The sequence below is a fragment of the Mesorhizobium sp. M7A.F.Ca.MR.176.00.0.0 genome (assembly GCF_004023165.1).
Lineage (GTDB): Bacteria > Pseudomonadota > Alphaproteobacteria > Rhizobiales > Rhizobiaceae > Mesorhizobium.
Genome location: NZ_RZTC01000005.1, coordinates 74715 through 88276 on the forward strand (window position 1 = coordinate 74715; position 13562 = coordinate 88276).

16 protein-coding genes and 1 pseudogene are annotated in these 13562 nt (G+C 60.2%); 13 read left to right on the top strand and 4 right to left on the bottom strand.

The window, feature by feature from the left end; translation table 11 throughout:
* Positions 1–178 precede the first annotated feature (178 nt).
* On the top strand, positions 179–1849 hold the full coding sequence (locus EOB59_RS35195; protein WP_164895566.1) for a hypothetical protein: 1671 nt from the start codon (positions 179–181) through the stop codon (positions 1847–1849).
* Positions 1849–3981: a hypothetical protein gene (locus EOB59_RS03360; RefSeq protein ID WP_128287654.1), complete on the top strand. Its 2133-nt coding sequence runs from the start codon at positions 1849–1851 to the stop codon at positions 3979–3981. Before EOB59_RS35195 ends, EOB59_RS03360 begins: the two co-directional genes overlap by 1 nt.
* Here the strand turns inward: EOB59_RS03360 and EOB59_RS03365 are convergent.
* Positions 3925–4167: a hypothetical protein gene (locus EOB59_RS03365; RefSeq protein WP_128287655.1), complete on the bottom strand. Its 243-nt coding sequence runs from the start codon at positions 4165–4167 to the stop codon at positions 3925–3927. The genes EOB59_RS03360 and EOB59_RS03365 overlap by 57 nt on opposite strands.
* A 60-nt stretch (positions 4168–4227) precedes the next feature.
* Positions 4228–4695, bottom strand: coding sequence for a hypothetical protein (locus EOB59_RS03370; RefSeq protein ID WP_164895567.1), 468 nt, complete (start codon positions 4693–4695; stop codon positions 4228–4230).
* A gap of 47 nt (positions 4696–4742) precedes the next feature.
* On the opposite strand from EOB59_RS03370, the gene EOB59_RS03375 reads away from it, so the two are divergent.
* Entirely contained in the window at positions 4743–5945 is a 1203-nt protein-coding gene (locus EOB59_RS03375; RefSeq protein WP_128287657.1) for a hypothetical protein, read from the top strand.
* A complete protein-coding gene (locus EOB59_RS35905) occupies positions 5945–6328 on the top strand; it encodes a hypothetical protein (protein ID WP_245486518.1) in 384 nt (127 codons plus the stop codon). Before EOB59_RS03375 ends, EOB59_RS35905 begins: the two co-directional genes overlap by 1 nt.
* Here the strand turns inward: EOB59_RS35905 and EOB59_RS03385 are convergent.
* A complete protein-coding gene (locus EOB59_RS03385) occupies positions 6325–6522 on the bottom strand; it encodes a hypothetical protein (RefSeq protein ID WP_128287658.1) in 198 nt (65 codons plus the stop codon). The genes EOB59_RS35905 and EOB59_RS03385 overlap by 4 nt on opposite strands.
* Positions 6523–6583: 61 nt before the next feature.
* On the opposite strand from EOB59_RS03385, the gene EOB59_RS03390 reads away from it, so the two are divergent.
* The 8 genes from EOB59_RS03390 (at position 6584) to EOB59_RS03425 (ending at position 11506) form a co-directional block, all read left to right on the top strand.
* Positions 6584–7435 carry a glycoside hydrolase family 108 protein gene (locus tag EOB59_RS03390; RefSeq protein ID WP_128287659.1) on the top strand — a complete coding sequence of 284 codons (852 nt, stop codon included), beginning with the start codon at positions 6584–6586 and terminating at the stop codon, positions 7433–7435.
* 103 nt (positions 7436–7538) lie between these two features.
* The gene (locus tag EOB59_RS03395; RefSeq protein ID WP_128287660.1) at positions 7539–7832 is read left to right on the top strand and encodes a hypothetical protein; all 294 of its coding nucleotides are present in this window, start codon (positions 7539–7541) and stop codon (positions 7830–7832) included.
* Entirely contained in the window at positions 7795–7983 is a 189-nt protein-coding gene (locus tag EOB59_RS03400; RefSeq protein ID WP_245475860.1) for a hypothetical protein, read from the top strand. Before EOB59_RS03395 ends, EOB59_RS03400 begins: the two co-directional genes overlap by 38 nt.
* Positions 7984–7992: 9 nt before the next feature.
* On the top strand, positions 7993–8394 hold the full coding sequence (locus tag EOB59_RS03405) for a DUF1515 family protein (protein WP_128287661.1): 402 nt from the start codon (positions 7993–7995) through the stop codon (positions 8392–8394).
* The gene (locus tag EOB59_RS03410) at positions 8391–9224 is read left to right on the top strand and encodes a TIGR04255 family protein (RefSeq protein ID WP_128287662.1); all 834 of its coding nucleotides are present in this window, start codon (positions 8391–8393) and stop codon (positions 9222–9224) included. The genes EOB59_RS03405 and EOB59_RS03410 overlap by 4 nt, the downstream gene beginning before the upstream one ends.
* A gap of 142 nt (positions 9225–9366) precedes the next feature.
* Positions 9367–9789, top strand: a complete 423-nt coding sequence (locus EOB59_RS03415) for a hypothetical protein (protein ID WP_128287663.1) — start codon at positions 9367–9369, stop codon at positions 9787–9789.
* The gene (locus EOB59_RS03420) at positions 9786–10271 is read left to right on the top strand and encodes a hypothetical protein (RefSeq protein ID WP_128287664.1); all 486 of its coding nucleotides are present in this window, start codon (positions 9786–9788) and stop codon (positions 10269–10271) included. Before EOB59_RS03415 ends, EOB59_RS03420 begins: the two co-directional genes overlap by 4 nt.
* A gap of 575 nt (positions 10272–10846) precedes the next feature.
* Positions 10847–11506, top strand: a complete 660-nt coding sequence (locus EOB59_RS03425) for a response regulator transcription factor (RefSeq protein WP_128287665.1) — start codon at positions 10847–10849, stop codon at positions 11504–11506.
* Between the two features lie 43 nt (positions 11507–11549).
* Here EOB59_RS03425 and EOB59_RS35200 read toward each other — a convergent pair whose 3' ends face one another.
* The gene (locus EOB59_RS35200; RefSeq protein WP_164895568.1) at positions 11550–11723 is read right to left on the bottom strand and encodes a hypothetical protein; all 174 of its coding nucleotides are present in this window, start codon (positions 11721–11723) and stop codon (positions 11550–11552) included.
* 957 nt (positions 11724–12680) lie between these two features.
* Here EOB59_RS35200 and EOB59_RS03435 point away from each other — a divergent pair.
* Positions 12681–13543, top strand: a pseudogene (locus EOB59_RS03435) (ATP-dependent DNA ligase).
* The last annotated feature ends 19 nt before the right edge of the window (positions 13544–13562 follow it).

The following is a 13562-nucleotide window of genomic DNA, read 5'->3' on the forward strand; positions in this document are numbered from 1 at the left end:
TGGCTCGACCTGGGACGAGCAGGCGAAGGAACTCGACCTGCCAGACTTTTCCCCGATCAATCAGGATAAGGCCGCATGGAACCTTGCCGTAGAAACCTACAAGGCCAAGACCGGACAGGACATCGATACCGTCCTGCAATCGGGTGATCCGAAGGCCATCGCCCAAGTCGGCCAAGTGTTGAGCCCGATCTGGACCAGTCTTCCAGGTGGCATTGAGCAGGGGACCAACACCGATCGTTTCGTCGCCACCTATCAGCGGGCGCTTGGAGCGGGAGCCACGCCTGCCCAGGCCACACAGGTCGCCGCCACGGTGCAGGCACAGCAGCCCGTTCAAGTGGCATCGCTCGATCCCTCTGCCGGCGCCACGGCGGCCACGGCGCGCCCCATGCCGCCCGCGTATTCCCAGAATGGAATGACCCAGCAGCAGTGGGACGCGATGAATCGCCCCGGCGAGGATCTTGCGCCCTCTGGAGCCGCACCAGCGCCGCTGCTCGGCGAGGTAGGCGGGCCTGAAGCAGTAACGCCAGCCGGGCAGCGCGTCCTTGGCACCATGATGGACAAAACGCCTCTGTCGGGCGCTGGCAGCGTTGTGCAAGCCCTCAGCGCGGTCAATCAGCCCGCCCCAGCAGCCGCAGCGGCCGCGTCTCCCGTCGTGCAAGCCCTTGCCGGCGCACAGCAGCCCCAGCGGGCCGCGCCGGTCTCTCCGTCCGTCCAAAAGGTCGCTCAGGCCTTGGCACCCCAGCAGCAGGCCCCAGAGCCTCAGCAGCAAGCCGCCGATAATCTGCCGGTCATCGCGGGCGGCACTGCTGACGCGATCCAGCCCGGACAGGGCGGCCCGTCGGTACAGCAGATCATGCAGGTTGCCGCCGATCCTTGGGCATCGCCCGAGCAGAAGGCTATGGCCAACATGATGCTTCAGCAGCGGATGCAGGAACAGGACCCGTTGCGGCAACTCCAGATCCAAGCGGCGCGTAAGTCGCTGGCGGTGCCGCCGAAGCAGTGGCAGAAGCTGGATGATCGGACGCTGTTCGACGCCGCCAGCGGAGAGACAAAGCAAATCGGTGGAAGCGGCGGCCCGACCCGGTTTGAAGGAACCGGCCTCGATGCGCAGGCATGGAACATCCTTCAGAGCGCTGATCCTTCATCGAGAGAATACGCAACGGCTTACGCCATCGTCTCGCAGCCCAAGACGCAACTGGTTCAGACCCAGGCGGGCATGATGCCTGTCGAGGTCCCGCCTGTTCTCCCGGCATGGTTGTCGCCTCCGGGTGGCGCTGCGCCAGCTGTGCCGACACCCGCAACGCCAGCTCCAGCCGCGCCATTGCCGACCCCTGCCGCACCCGCAGCGCCAGCCCCCCAGCCTGGCGGCGTTCGGTCGGGACAAGCCATCCCCGGCACTGCAAAGCCGCTCAACGAAGCCCAGCAGCGGGATGCGAAGCTCTATAGCGTTGTCGCGCCGGAACTGAAGATTGTTGAGGACAATTTCGGCGCACTTTCCAACCTTGGCGATCAAGCCCTTTCCGCTGTTCCCCGTGGATCGGACTTCGGTGCCGATTATCTGAAATCGCCAGAGTATCAGCGTGCGTCCAACTCGCTCAAGACGATCATCGCGTCCTATCTCTACAGCGTTTCCGGTCCCACTGCGGCGCCGGCCGAAGTGGAAAATCAGGCCTCTATCCTGACGCCCAAGCCGGGCGAGGCGAAGGAATCCGTCAACGACAAGCTGGCGCGCGTCCGTGCGATGGTCGACGCCATCAGGAGCAGCCGCGGCGGCGGTGATGCTCCGGCTGCGGAACCGACCGGCGCCGGCACGACAAGCAATGGCCTGAAATGGAGCATTGAACCCTGATGGCAACGATCAACATCCAAGGCCAGAAGGTCACTGTCGACGACGCGTTTCTGTCGATGACGCCGGATCAGCAGAATGCGGCGGTCGATGAGATTTCTAAGTCTCTTCCAACGCCGGCCGCCGCCGCGGCTCCATCTGGGGCCGCTGAAGCCGATGTGAGGGCCCAGGTCGGCATTGCGCGTGCGCAAGCGCTTATGGCGGGCGGTGGTCCTCAACCTGGGACCGGTCACAACGCGCCGACCTTCGTCCCGACCCCGGATATGGGTGCTGCCGGAACGTTCCTCACGTCAACCGGCGAAGGCGTTCCGATTGTCGGCCCCTATGTCGATAAGGGTCTGACCGCCGCCGCTGCCGGGATCGGATCTGCATTGACAGGCGATCCCTATTCGCAGGTCAACGACGAAATGACCCGCATGAACGAGGTTAGCCGAGAGGCGCACCCGGTCGCTCGCACCCTCGGCAATGCAACCGGTGCCGCCGCCGGCACTTTGCCCGCCATGATGGCCGCGCCTGAAGTCTTCGGCGTCGGAGTTGCCTCTCTTCCTCTGCGATTTGGCGCAAGCGCCCTGTCAGGGGCCGCCATCAATGGCGCTGACGCGGCGGTCCGCTCTGGTGGTGATGCATGGGAAGCGGAAAAGGGCGCGCTTATCGGCGGGGGGCTTGGCTTGGCTGCACCTGTGATCGGCCCTCTGGTCGGCAAGGGGGTCAAGGCTATCGCCGATGGCTGGAACCTTCGAGGCGCCGCGAAATCCCTTGGCGTCGACAAGGTCACGGCCGCGCTGCTCGCAAAGGCATTTGGGCGGGACGGCCTCGATGCTGCCACGCACGCCGACCTGGCCAAACTTGGCCCGAGCGGCATGGTTATGGACCTTGGAGAAAACCTCCGTTCCCAAGCGGCCGGCCTCGCTGCTCTGCCAGGTGAAGGAAAGGCCATCGTCAAGGGCGCGATCGACGCCCGCGATGCTGGCGCCAATGCGCGCATCCGCAGCACGCTTGACCAAGAGCTTGGCCCGGCTCCGGTGCCTTCCCGGATCACTACCGGCATCGAGACGAACCAGCGCGCGCTTTCCCCGGAATATCGGGACGCACTTCAGAACGCCGGCCCCGTCAATACACTGCCGATCGCGCGCTATCTCGACCAAGACATTCAGAATTTGCGCGGGGAGCCGCAGCGCGTTCTTCAGCGCGTCCGTGCCATGCTCGACCACGCGCCGACGCCGCAAGAAATTGCCCAGGCCGCCCAAGCCCTAGGGCAACCGCCTCCCGGCACGTCGCTGGTCTCAGATGCCGGCGAACTGCTCAACACCCGTCACGCGATCGACGACATGCTGCAAACGACACAAGGATCGAACGCCGTCAACGCGTTGACCACTGCTCGCCAAGCTGTCGACGACGAATTGCGCGCGTCTGTCACTGGCATCAAGGAAGTCGATGCCAAATACTCGGAACTGGCTCGCCAACGCGAAGCCGTCCAACGCGGCCAGACGGTGCTTGCCAGCGGGCGAGAGGCGCCGCGGCCGACAGAGCTTGCCAACGAATTTCAGCAAGGCGCGCTGCCCCAGGGCATGCAGATCGGCCCGTCGGCGGTTCCCGTTCGGTTGCGCGAAGGCGCAAGAGCGGAAATAGAGCGGATCGTCGGCACCAAGGCGAATGATCGTGTTGCCCTTCAGCAGATCATCAAGGGCGAAGGCGATTGGAACCGGGACCGGCTCACCACGCTTTTTGGCGCCGACCGCGCTAGTCGCATTTTCGATCTGCTCGACCGCGAGCGCGCCTTTGCAGAGACCACCAATCAGGTCAGCCGCAATTCCTACACCGCCGCGCGCCAAGCCGCCCAAAAGGAACTGACGGGCGCGGGCGGCGATGGTTTCGGCATTCCCCAGGCTTACATGGCAGGCGGCACAATGGGCGCCGTCAGGGCGGCCGGTTACAAGGGCGTTGGTGCCGTGGTCGACGCTCTAAGCGGTCTGAAAAGCGAGGCATCGAGGGCCGCGCTTGCCCGGACGCTCACCAGCAATGACAGCGCGGTGATTGACGCGTTGCTCAAGGCAAATGCCGGCTCGCGACTGCCTGCTTCACAGATCGATAATGTTGCGCGAGCCCTGTTGCTCGGTTCGGCGCCGCGCCGCTAGTCGCTTCTGGTCGGCCCAGATCAGGATCATGAACACGATGGTCATCCCGATCGAGCCGAAAAAAAGACCCGAGACAAAGTCTCTGCTGAACCGATCGAGGATCAGGCCCAGACCTTGATGGATGGCGGCTAGGATCGCAATGGTGATCGCGGCGGCTAAGATCTGGAGGACAGTGTTGCGGCGCATGGCCGGCGAATATAGGCGCGGACGGGCCGGAAATCTATGCCGCTTACGGCCTCTGCACAGTCAGAGCGGGGTATACTGCCCGGCTTCGAAACTTTCGTCTGTCACAGGCCTATAGCTGTGCTGGAAGCGGCCATCGTCGAATCGGTAGGATTCGCAAATCCCGAACTCGCCGGCATCCTTGAAGTGGACACCATAGAAATTTGATGGGGAGAGCCGAGGCGGCAGCCTGATGACCCGTAGATCATCCTCGTTGAGCTCCTGGTCATCGCCAACCGAACCGTCTTCATCCGCGGCCCGCCGAAACTGCCAGTAGCGATCCATCGCAGCATCCATGCGGGCTGTGAAGTGCTCTGTCCGCTCGTGCTCTAACTGACGATCACGCGCTTGTTTGTAAAACTGTTCCTTGAATTGGTGTGTGGCGCCAACCTGATGCTCAACAGCCCAATCGTCAGGAATGCCGACATTCACAACCGGCTCCGGCTCGCTGCGCGAAAACAAACGTCTGACCCATCCCATGGCGCGTCTCAATACCGCATTTCCTCACCCTTCGAAAGAATTTCAATGGAGTATGCCTAATGCCCCGTGACGGCTCTGGAATTATGTCGTGGCCGGCCAACGGCAACGCGGTTCTCAACACCCCCATTGATTCCGGGAAGTACAATGCTTTCCGTGCGGACCTGCTGTCCGACCTGAATGCTGCCCGGCCGGTACCGGCTGGTGGCACGGGTGCGAACACGTCGGTTGGCGGCTACGACAATCTGAATTTGCAGAGCGGCAATATCGCTTCGGCGACGGCGACCGATCTTGCTTCATCGACCGGAACGTCTGTGACGATCACCGGCACCGCCGTGATTACGAGCTTCACAGCGCGACCGGCCGGCGCTATCCGCCATCTCACCTTTGCCGCGGCTGCGACCCTCACCCACAACGCAACCAGTCTGATCTTGCCCGGCGCTGCCAACATCGTCACGGCGGCCGGCGATACCGCCATGGCGCAATCGCTTGGGGGTGGCAACTGGCGCATTCGGGACTATCAGAGGGCTAACGGCACAACTGTCAGCAACACTCTTATACAGCCAGCCTTAACGCTGGAGCAGAGTGCAGCGCCCACGCCGACGGCGGAAGGTCGGATCCAGTGGGATACCGATGAAAACGTGATTGCCATTGGCGATGGAGCGGCAACGCAGGTATTCGTGCCGATCCCAGCCTCGACCGCAGCCGGCGATATCCTTTACCTGTCCGGCGCCAAGCTGCCAGCCAGGCTTGCCAAAGGAGCGGCCGGCCAGACCTTGCGCATGAATGCCGGCGCCACGGCTCCAGAATGGGGCGGGGGAAATGGCGTTCCTGATGTTGTCATTGAGGACCAGAAGGCGTCCGGCGTTCCGGGCGGATCAGCAGCCTCCGGATCGTGGCTTATCCGAACGCTCAACACAAAGGTGCGTGACCCGTTCTCCCTCGTCATCCTAGCCGACCCGAACTTCACGCCCAGCGCGAGCGGATGGTGCGAATGGTCGGCACCCGCCACCCAAGATGACTTTAACCCACATCAAACGCGCCTTTTCGACGTCACCAGTGGCACTGTCGCCGGGTACGGAACCACTGAAAACGGTGACAACGGTCAGTCCACCGACAGTTCGGGCGGCGCTCCAGTTGTCGCCGGTCATGCTTATCGGTTGGAGCATCGTGTGGGCACCAGCCGAGGCAGTGATGGCTTCGGTGACGCCGCTGGGTTCGGCAACATCGAAATTTACTCCCGCCTCAAATTTTGGAGGTCGTAATGACCAATTTAGTGCTTGTCGGAGATGGCGTTGTCCTGCAATCGGACAGGTCCGGTGCGGAGCCAGAAGGGTTCGTTGAAGCTCCGGATGAGGTGTGCCCAGGCTACCTGTTTGATGGTCATGGCTTCTCGCCGCCGATACCCCAGCTTATCCCTCCGCCTGACAGGGTTTCCGCTCGGCAGTTTCGCATGCAGCTTCGGAAATCCGGGCTGCTTGCCGCGGTGACAGGTTGGGTTGCGGCGCAAAATCCGCTTGTGCAGGACTCGTTCCAATACAGTAGTACCTTCGTACGATCGGAACCGATGATGGCGGCTGGCTTCGCCGCGCTCGGCTTCACCGATGAACAAGTTGATCAGTTCTTCGCTGCTGCGGCAGCTCTCTAATCCACCTTCTGAAACTCACTAGCTTTGAGGTCTGCCAAATCCGTGACGCGGATCCACGGCTTGCCCGGCGTGCGGCCTGGCTTGAGTGGCTTCCGGATGGATTTCACCAGGGCATGAACATGGCTTTGCGCTTCGACTAAGGCGCTGCTGATCGCCTTGTCGCCGTGCATTGCCTCGACTTTGAAGCTCTTCATCTGCCCAGATCCCCGCACCCATCCCGATCATAGAACAAATCTAAAACTGAAAGGAACTGCCATGGCTGTTTCCCGCGAAAAGGAGTCGCTTGCCAAGGTGCTCGCGCACGAAGGCGGCTATTCGAACAACAAAAAGGACCCCGGTGGCCCAACCATGAAAGGGGTTACCCAGCGGGTCTATGACGCCTATCGACGGGGCAAAGGTTTGGCGGTCCGATCCGTCAAGAGCCTGACCACCGACGAACTGAACGACATTTACGACAAGCAGTATTGGGATGCCGTGAAAGGCGATCTGCTCCCGGACGGGGTCGACTATGTGGTCTTTGACGGCGGCGTGAACTCCGGTCCCGGCCGCTCGATCATGTGGCTTCAGCAGGCGCTGCGGCCTGTCTACACCGGGCGTATCGACGGCGTTCTGGGCATGGGCACCATTGCCGCGCTGAAGGCGATCAACAACAACGACGCGCTGATCGATCGCATCTGTGATGCACGAATGAACTTCCTGCGCCACCTCGGGACGTTCCCGACCTTTGGCAAGGGCTGGACGGCACGCGTTGCCGAGGTCCGGGCGATCGGTAAGGCCTGGGCCACGGGCGAAACACCGCAGGCGGCAAGCTTTGTCGACGGCGGCCAGGCAAAGGCGGTGGTCGAGGACGCCAAGGCCGCGCCCTCGACTGCACCAGCCGACGCGGCGATCGGCGGCGGCGGCGCTGGTCTCGGCGTCTCAGGCACGCTGCAGGGTCTTCAAGAGCAGCTTTCCCCACTGTCCTACGCCAGCGAGTGGATCACCAAGATTGTCGTCATCCTGGCCTTGGTCAGCGCGCTGCTGATCTTCGGCGGCGCTGCCTATCGCTGGTACACCAACCGCAAGGCAAGGCACCTTGCTGAAGCGCTCGGGACGGTGCCGGCATGAGCGCGCCCATGAAACCCTTGATCGCCTTCCTGCTGGGCGCTGCGGCCGGCGCCGTGGGGCCCGCCGCGGTCGAAGGCATCATCTTCTTTTGGTGGCTCGGCCTATGAGCTTGCTTATCACCTTCATTGTCGACCGGCTTGGCGTCTCGCGCCTGGTCGGGGGTGTCATCGGCTGGGCGGTCATCGTCTTGATCGCCTCGGGCGCGGTGCTCGGGGTCTACGAATGCGTCAAACACAAGGGCGCCGACGAGGTCCGCGCAAAGATCGAGAAGGACAATCAGGATGCGATCCGCAAAGGCATTGATGCCAGCCGGAATTTTGATGACTGCAATTCTGCTGGCGGGTTGTGGGACTTCCGGCGTGAGCGGTGTTCCAGCCCTCCGGGCAGCGATCGGTAGCAGCCTGGCCGGGGCCAAGGGCAAGACCGTCGAGGATCAGAACAAGATTGATCGCACGATGGCGCCGGGGTGCGCCGTCAAGCTCTACACGGCCGCCGAGTGCGACCGCCACACCAAGGCCAGCGCCGCGCGCCGTGCCGAACTGAACTAGCGGGCGAACATGGCAACTTTGGCGAACAAGAGCCTGGAAATGATGATCGGCGGGCTCCTGGAAGCCACGCAGAACATGCAGCGGGATATCACGGAGATCCGACGCGATATCAAGGACAGCGATTCCCGTGCCGCCCTCAGCTATGAGCAATCCGAGCAGCGTGCGGCCGCCAGCCGGTCCAAGATGTACGCCAAAACCGACGAGCTGGTAGACCGCGTGGCGGCCACAGAAACCGCTGTCAGCAAGCTCAATGATGATATGACGGGGGTGAAGGCGGTCACTGCCGAGGTGACGCGCTGGAAGCTGATGGGGCTTGGCGCCTTGGGCGTCACGGGGATGGCGGCGGCCGCGCTGGCCTCGCTGGTTACGGCCTACTGGGCCGACATCTGGCGGGTGCTGAGGGGTGGTTGAACCAGGGGCAACTCGTTTTCATTGGACGAGAGCGCGAATCTTTCATAAAGCACTTTTGTGATCTCTTCGGCGACGATGGGGATCAATGGGCGGGGAACATGGTTTCATACAAGCGACCACCGATCATCGAAGCGATCGTAGAGTTCGCGTTTGTGTCGCCTATTTCTTTTGAAATCGTAGAGCGAGCTACAGACCGAATAAAGCGTTTGTACAAATTCGACGAAACAGAGGAAATGTTCGAAAACACTGTCGATACAGGTTCCCGAACGTCGAAGCTCAACTACTCGAAACAAGGTCGCAAGCTTTCCAGCGAGGACCGCACGCATTTCACAATCATTCGACGCAACAGCCTCGTCTTTTCTGAAGTGCCCCCTTACCTGGGGTGGCCCGCATTTATCGAACGGATACGCCGCGATGTGGGCCAGGTGAGAAAAGATCGTGCCATTCCTCCAGCGGGTCGGATTGGAATGCGTTACGTCAATCGGATCGACGTCTCGCATCGGGCACACCCTAATCCTCAGGTTGAGAATTTTTTGAAATTCGTGCCGAGCGCTCCTAATTTGGGGGGGAGAGTGTCAACTGCCTACATGCTAAGAACTGAATATCCGCAGACCGCCGATTTTCCTTTCGAGCTCAAAGTGACTTCGGCAACGGTTGAGGCACCTTTGGTGCACACGAGTTCCTTCCTGTTGGACCTGGACGTGATTTCGACGTCGCCGCCCAGGGACGAGCCAGGGATTTGGAACTTGGTCGAGGCGATGAAGAAAGAGGAAGATTCCATCTTCGAATCGTCGATAACCGAAGCAGCCCGAGAATTGTTTAGAGTATAATCTTATGTTACTAGAATTAGACAGACACGGGGGCAATGCAGCGCAAGTCGATAGCGCTGTGAATGCCATAAGGTCGAGGCAGTCCCTTTCAACCGTTCAGAAAACTTCTCCGAATACATTTTTGGTGCAGACGGATGTTGATTTGAAGCTTTTCAACACACTCTCTGCGTTCAAAATCTACACAAACCAAATATCGATGCACTTGGCTGACGGATGGCGGCAGCGGATATTCGCACTGCTCGACGAGCTATATGAAGCGGATAGCTGGGATACGGAGGATAAAGTCACTGAACTGCCCGCTTTTAAAACTTTCATTAAGGTGATTCTGGAGTTAAAGCCGACCCGATTGCCAGGCATAGGGATATCCAGTGGCGGTTCTTTAGTTGCAGCTTGGTATTTCGGCGACGACCGCCTTACTATTGTTTGCGACGCGGAGGACAAGGTTAGCTTCATACTATCAGCTACGGTCGACGGTGAGATAGAATCTGCAAGCGTAAAAACGAAGGCCTCAAGGATTCTCGAGTCGCTTGGGCCATTCCACCCGGAGCGTTGGCTGGCTGCATGAAGTCCGACAAAATAGCCGATGATCACACGGTAGTTCGGAAGATACCGAAGAGCCGACTGACAGTGGACTTCCTGACCGGGGAACCCGTCCCGCTGCCTCAAGCATTCGAGTTAAGGCCGGATGAAGAATATCTGTCCGCCAGCTGGCTGGAGTTCCACGGCGAGGCCCGCAATGTTTGCATCGAGAAAACGGTTCATACTCTTCGACGGTGTGTGAGTATAAAGCCCAAAGACAAATGCGGCTTTGCTATGGGGAACGTGGGCGCGATAAAGGAAACTTGCAAGGCGTTCAAAAAGGCCGTTCGCATTGTGCACGAGAGGACGAAAAACAATCCGGCATATGCGGCAGTTCGCCAGATCGCGCCTAACAATCTCGAATTGATGGAAGCGTTAGCCAAAGGGGCATGGCGGTCCGTAGTCTTGAACGCTGATATCCCCGAGCAAACCCTACCAAAACCGGACCAGGCTAAACTTTTGCATTAAGTCGTCGCCGTCCGCGCAGCCGCAACCAACACCACCGCCGCTGGTTGACCCATGCTGGTTGATCCCAGAACGCTCCAGACCCCTGCCGCCCACCGCGTTAATCGGCGTTGTCCACACTGCTCAATCAGCAACACCCAACAGCGTCGAACGGGGGCGAACCCTGTCAGTAGAGCAAGTCGGCGTACTGAAACGCAAACACTTTCCCGCTGGTCTCGTCGGTAACCTCAAGGAAGTAGTCTCCCGTCCGGTGAAGTGTCAAAGGTCGACCAGTAGTGCCTTCGGCTGCACGGAAAGAGGTCGGCGCTTCTGCGCGATACTCGGCTATCACCGGCCCAGCCAGAACTCCCGTATTTGATACGCCACGGCGAGCCCGAAGCGATCGAATCATCTATTAGATAGATCTAACATTTCCCTTTTGGCGAGGCGGGGTGTACTTTGGTTACCGCGGGGTGATCCTAGGGACCTACACTGCCCGCTGCCGAAAGGTGGCGGGCTTTTTTGATTTATGAGCGGAACCTAAAATCCAGCAGCAAGTTCAATAACGTTTTCAGCGCGCGCTGTTGGAGGGGGCAAGCATGCTCGGCGTTATTCGCATCGCTGTTGTCGAAGATCATCCGCTCTTTCGCGAAGGCGTGACACGCAGCCTGTCGGAGATCGGAGGCTTCGAGGTGGTTGGCCAAGGCGCCACGGCGCAAGATGCCGAACGCCTCGCCTCGACGGTGCGACCCGACATATTGCTGCTCGACATCTCTTTGCCGGGCGGCGGTCTGGCGGCGGCTGTGAGCATCCTCGCCAACCATCCCACCCAGAAGATTGTCATGCTGACCGTATCGGAGGCCAATGCCGATGTAGCCAATGCCCTGAATGCAGGGGTGCGCGGCTATGTCCTCAAAGGGGTAGGGTCGCGCGGGCTCGCCGACATCCTGCGCAACGTAGCGGCCGGCGAGACCTACCTCACGCCAACTCTATCGGCACGGCTGCTCTCGGATCTCCGGTCCCCTGCCAACGGCATAGCTGACCGGCTGCGGCAGATGACCGAAAGGCAAACGGAAATCCTGCGGCTAGTGGCGGAGGGGCTGAGCAACAAGGAGGTCGCACGACGCCTGAACCTCCACGAGAAGACAATCAAGCACCACATGACCAGGGTTATGTCAAAACTAAGTGTGCGAAACCGCACCGAGGCGGCGCTCGTGATGAGTGATTTTCTCGACCGGTCCCCTCAACCAAATCTTTGAGTGTAGCAAAGAGCGGAAATTAAAGCCGCGCGGATTTTAGGCCTTATGTTTGGCGGCTCTGTATTCTGCATCCCACGGCATCAAAGTCGGGCTTGTAGCCGCCGGCTCGGTAGGCCTCCTGCGTAATGAAGCTGGCTTTGTTACGCTCCATGATGCAGACAAACGGCGGAATTCCTGGGCACTTGTAAAGGCCTGTTTCGGTCGTCTTGTCGGTCATTCGGGCTCCTTTAGGTGAGTTTGAAGGCGGTCCTTTGGTGAAGAGCTCGGGCCGACAAGAGGACCAATTTCGGCGCGCCATGAAGGGCAACACCCACCGCACGTCTCAACTATCAGCAGCAGCTAATGTTCCATCAAGCTCCCGGAACCTAGCCGAGCTGCCAACGTTTTAGACACGGTGCAACTAAGGAGGCCAACGCCATGGGGCCGCCTCAGCACCGACGAAAGTCCAATGCCGAAGCGCAAAGGTCTGACCCGTGAAACAACGCAGCCCTTCCGGCATTTGGAGTGTGACCGTCGATCAACAGTCCCTTCATCGACGGCTGATTGATTACCCGCCACGGCTCGCTTGGCGTGGCGGGTAATCATCATGGAGAGCGCATGCAGCCTGGTGAGATCATTGCAACGCGTTCGCAACGGGGTTTGCCGGCCTGGCGCCATCGTCAAGAATTAGGGGAACCTAATTTGCTGCCGCCCATGAATGATAATCAGCCTCCCAACAGGCTGGTACACGAGCCGTCGCCGGGGTGGCAGAGCCCAGGTGTGCTTCTCGCAGCCGCTGCTCTGGTCTCATCCTTATGCGCCCTGCTACTGGCATCTTGGATATCAGGCTGACCGCTCGGCGCGCCTACCTTCCAACGCTGGCTAAGCTTTAATGCTGGGCGCCGGCGGGATCCTCGTCGAACTCAATGTCAGCTTGTCGACGGTCTTTACAATGGCGGTGGCCAAGGCGGCCGCCTCATGCATGAGCTCCGGCCCATAAAGACCGTTCACCGCTTCCTCGCTCGGAAGAACGCCAGGCGGACAATGATCCTCGATTGTTCGCCGGATCAGCGTTAGCGCCGCTCTGCACTCTTCTGTGTCTATCGTCGGCATGCACTGAAACATGCAGGATGGCTAAAATGTTCCGGAACCATTTTAGCGCGCGCTAATTGAATCGCACTATGCGAGTCGGCGCATGCCTCTGAAGTTCATCAAGCCCATGGAGCCCGAGCTGGTCGACACGCCACCGCAGGGCGACGAATGGCTCCATGAGATCAATTCGACGGGTATCGCACCCAAATTATCAAGGATGAAAACGGAATCCGGCTGTTCACCAAGAATGGTTACGACTGGACCGGCCGCTACATCGAACTTGCCGGAGAGGCGGAGGCGATCGAGGCCGAAAGTTTCATCATCGATGGCGAGACTATCACGGTCGACGAGGCCGGACGGTCCGACTTCCACGCCCTGCAATCAGCCGTTACCCGCCGTAAGCCGTCGCGCGACCTGTATTTGGTGGCGTTCGATCTCCTGCACCTGAACGGGCACGATCTGCGCAACATGCCGGTGGAAGACCGCCGCGAGATCCTGCAGGCATTGATACCAGCCGTCGGCCGCATTCAGGTCAGCAAAGCTATGCCCGGCACTGGCGATGCGGTTTATCACCTAGTCGACAGGGCAGGGCTGGAGGGCATGGTCTCAAAGCGCAAGGACAGCGTCTATCGCAGCGGGCCGACGATGAACTGGCGCAAGATCAAGTGCTATGCCGAAAAGGAAATGGACATCATTGGCGTGCAGCGCGAGGCCGGAAAGCCCGCGATGGTGCTCATGGCCGACAAGGGTCGCTATGCTGGCGGCGCGTTCGTTGCCTTTAAAGCCGATAAGCGTCAGCGACTATGGGATCGCGTGCAAGGGAAGGTCGGGGGACCAGTGCCGATCGGTCTAAAGAAAAAAAAGGCCGAATGGCTAAAGCCTGGTCTCGTCGGCCGCGTCAGGTTCCTGAAGGGCGAGGAAAGGCTCCGCCATGCCAAGCTGCTCGATTTCCGGGATAAGCAATAGACAGCGCTTGCCAGCCCAA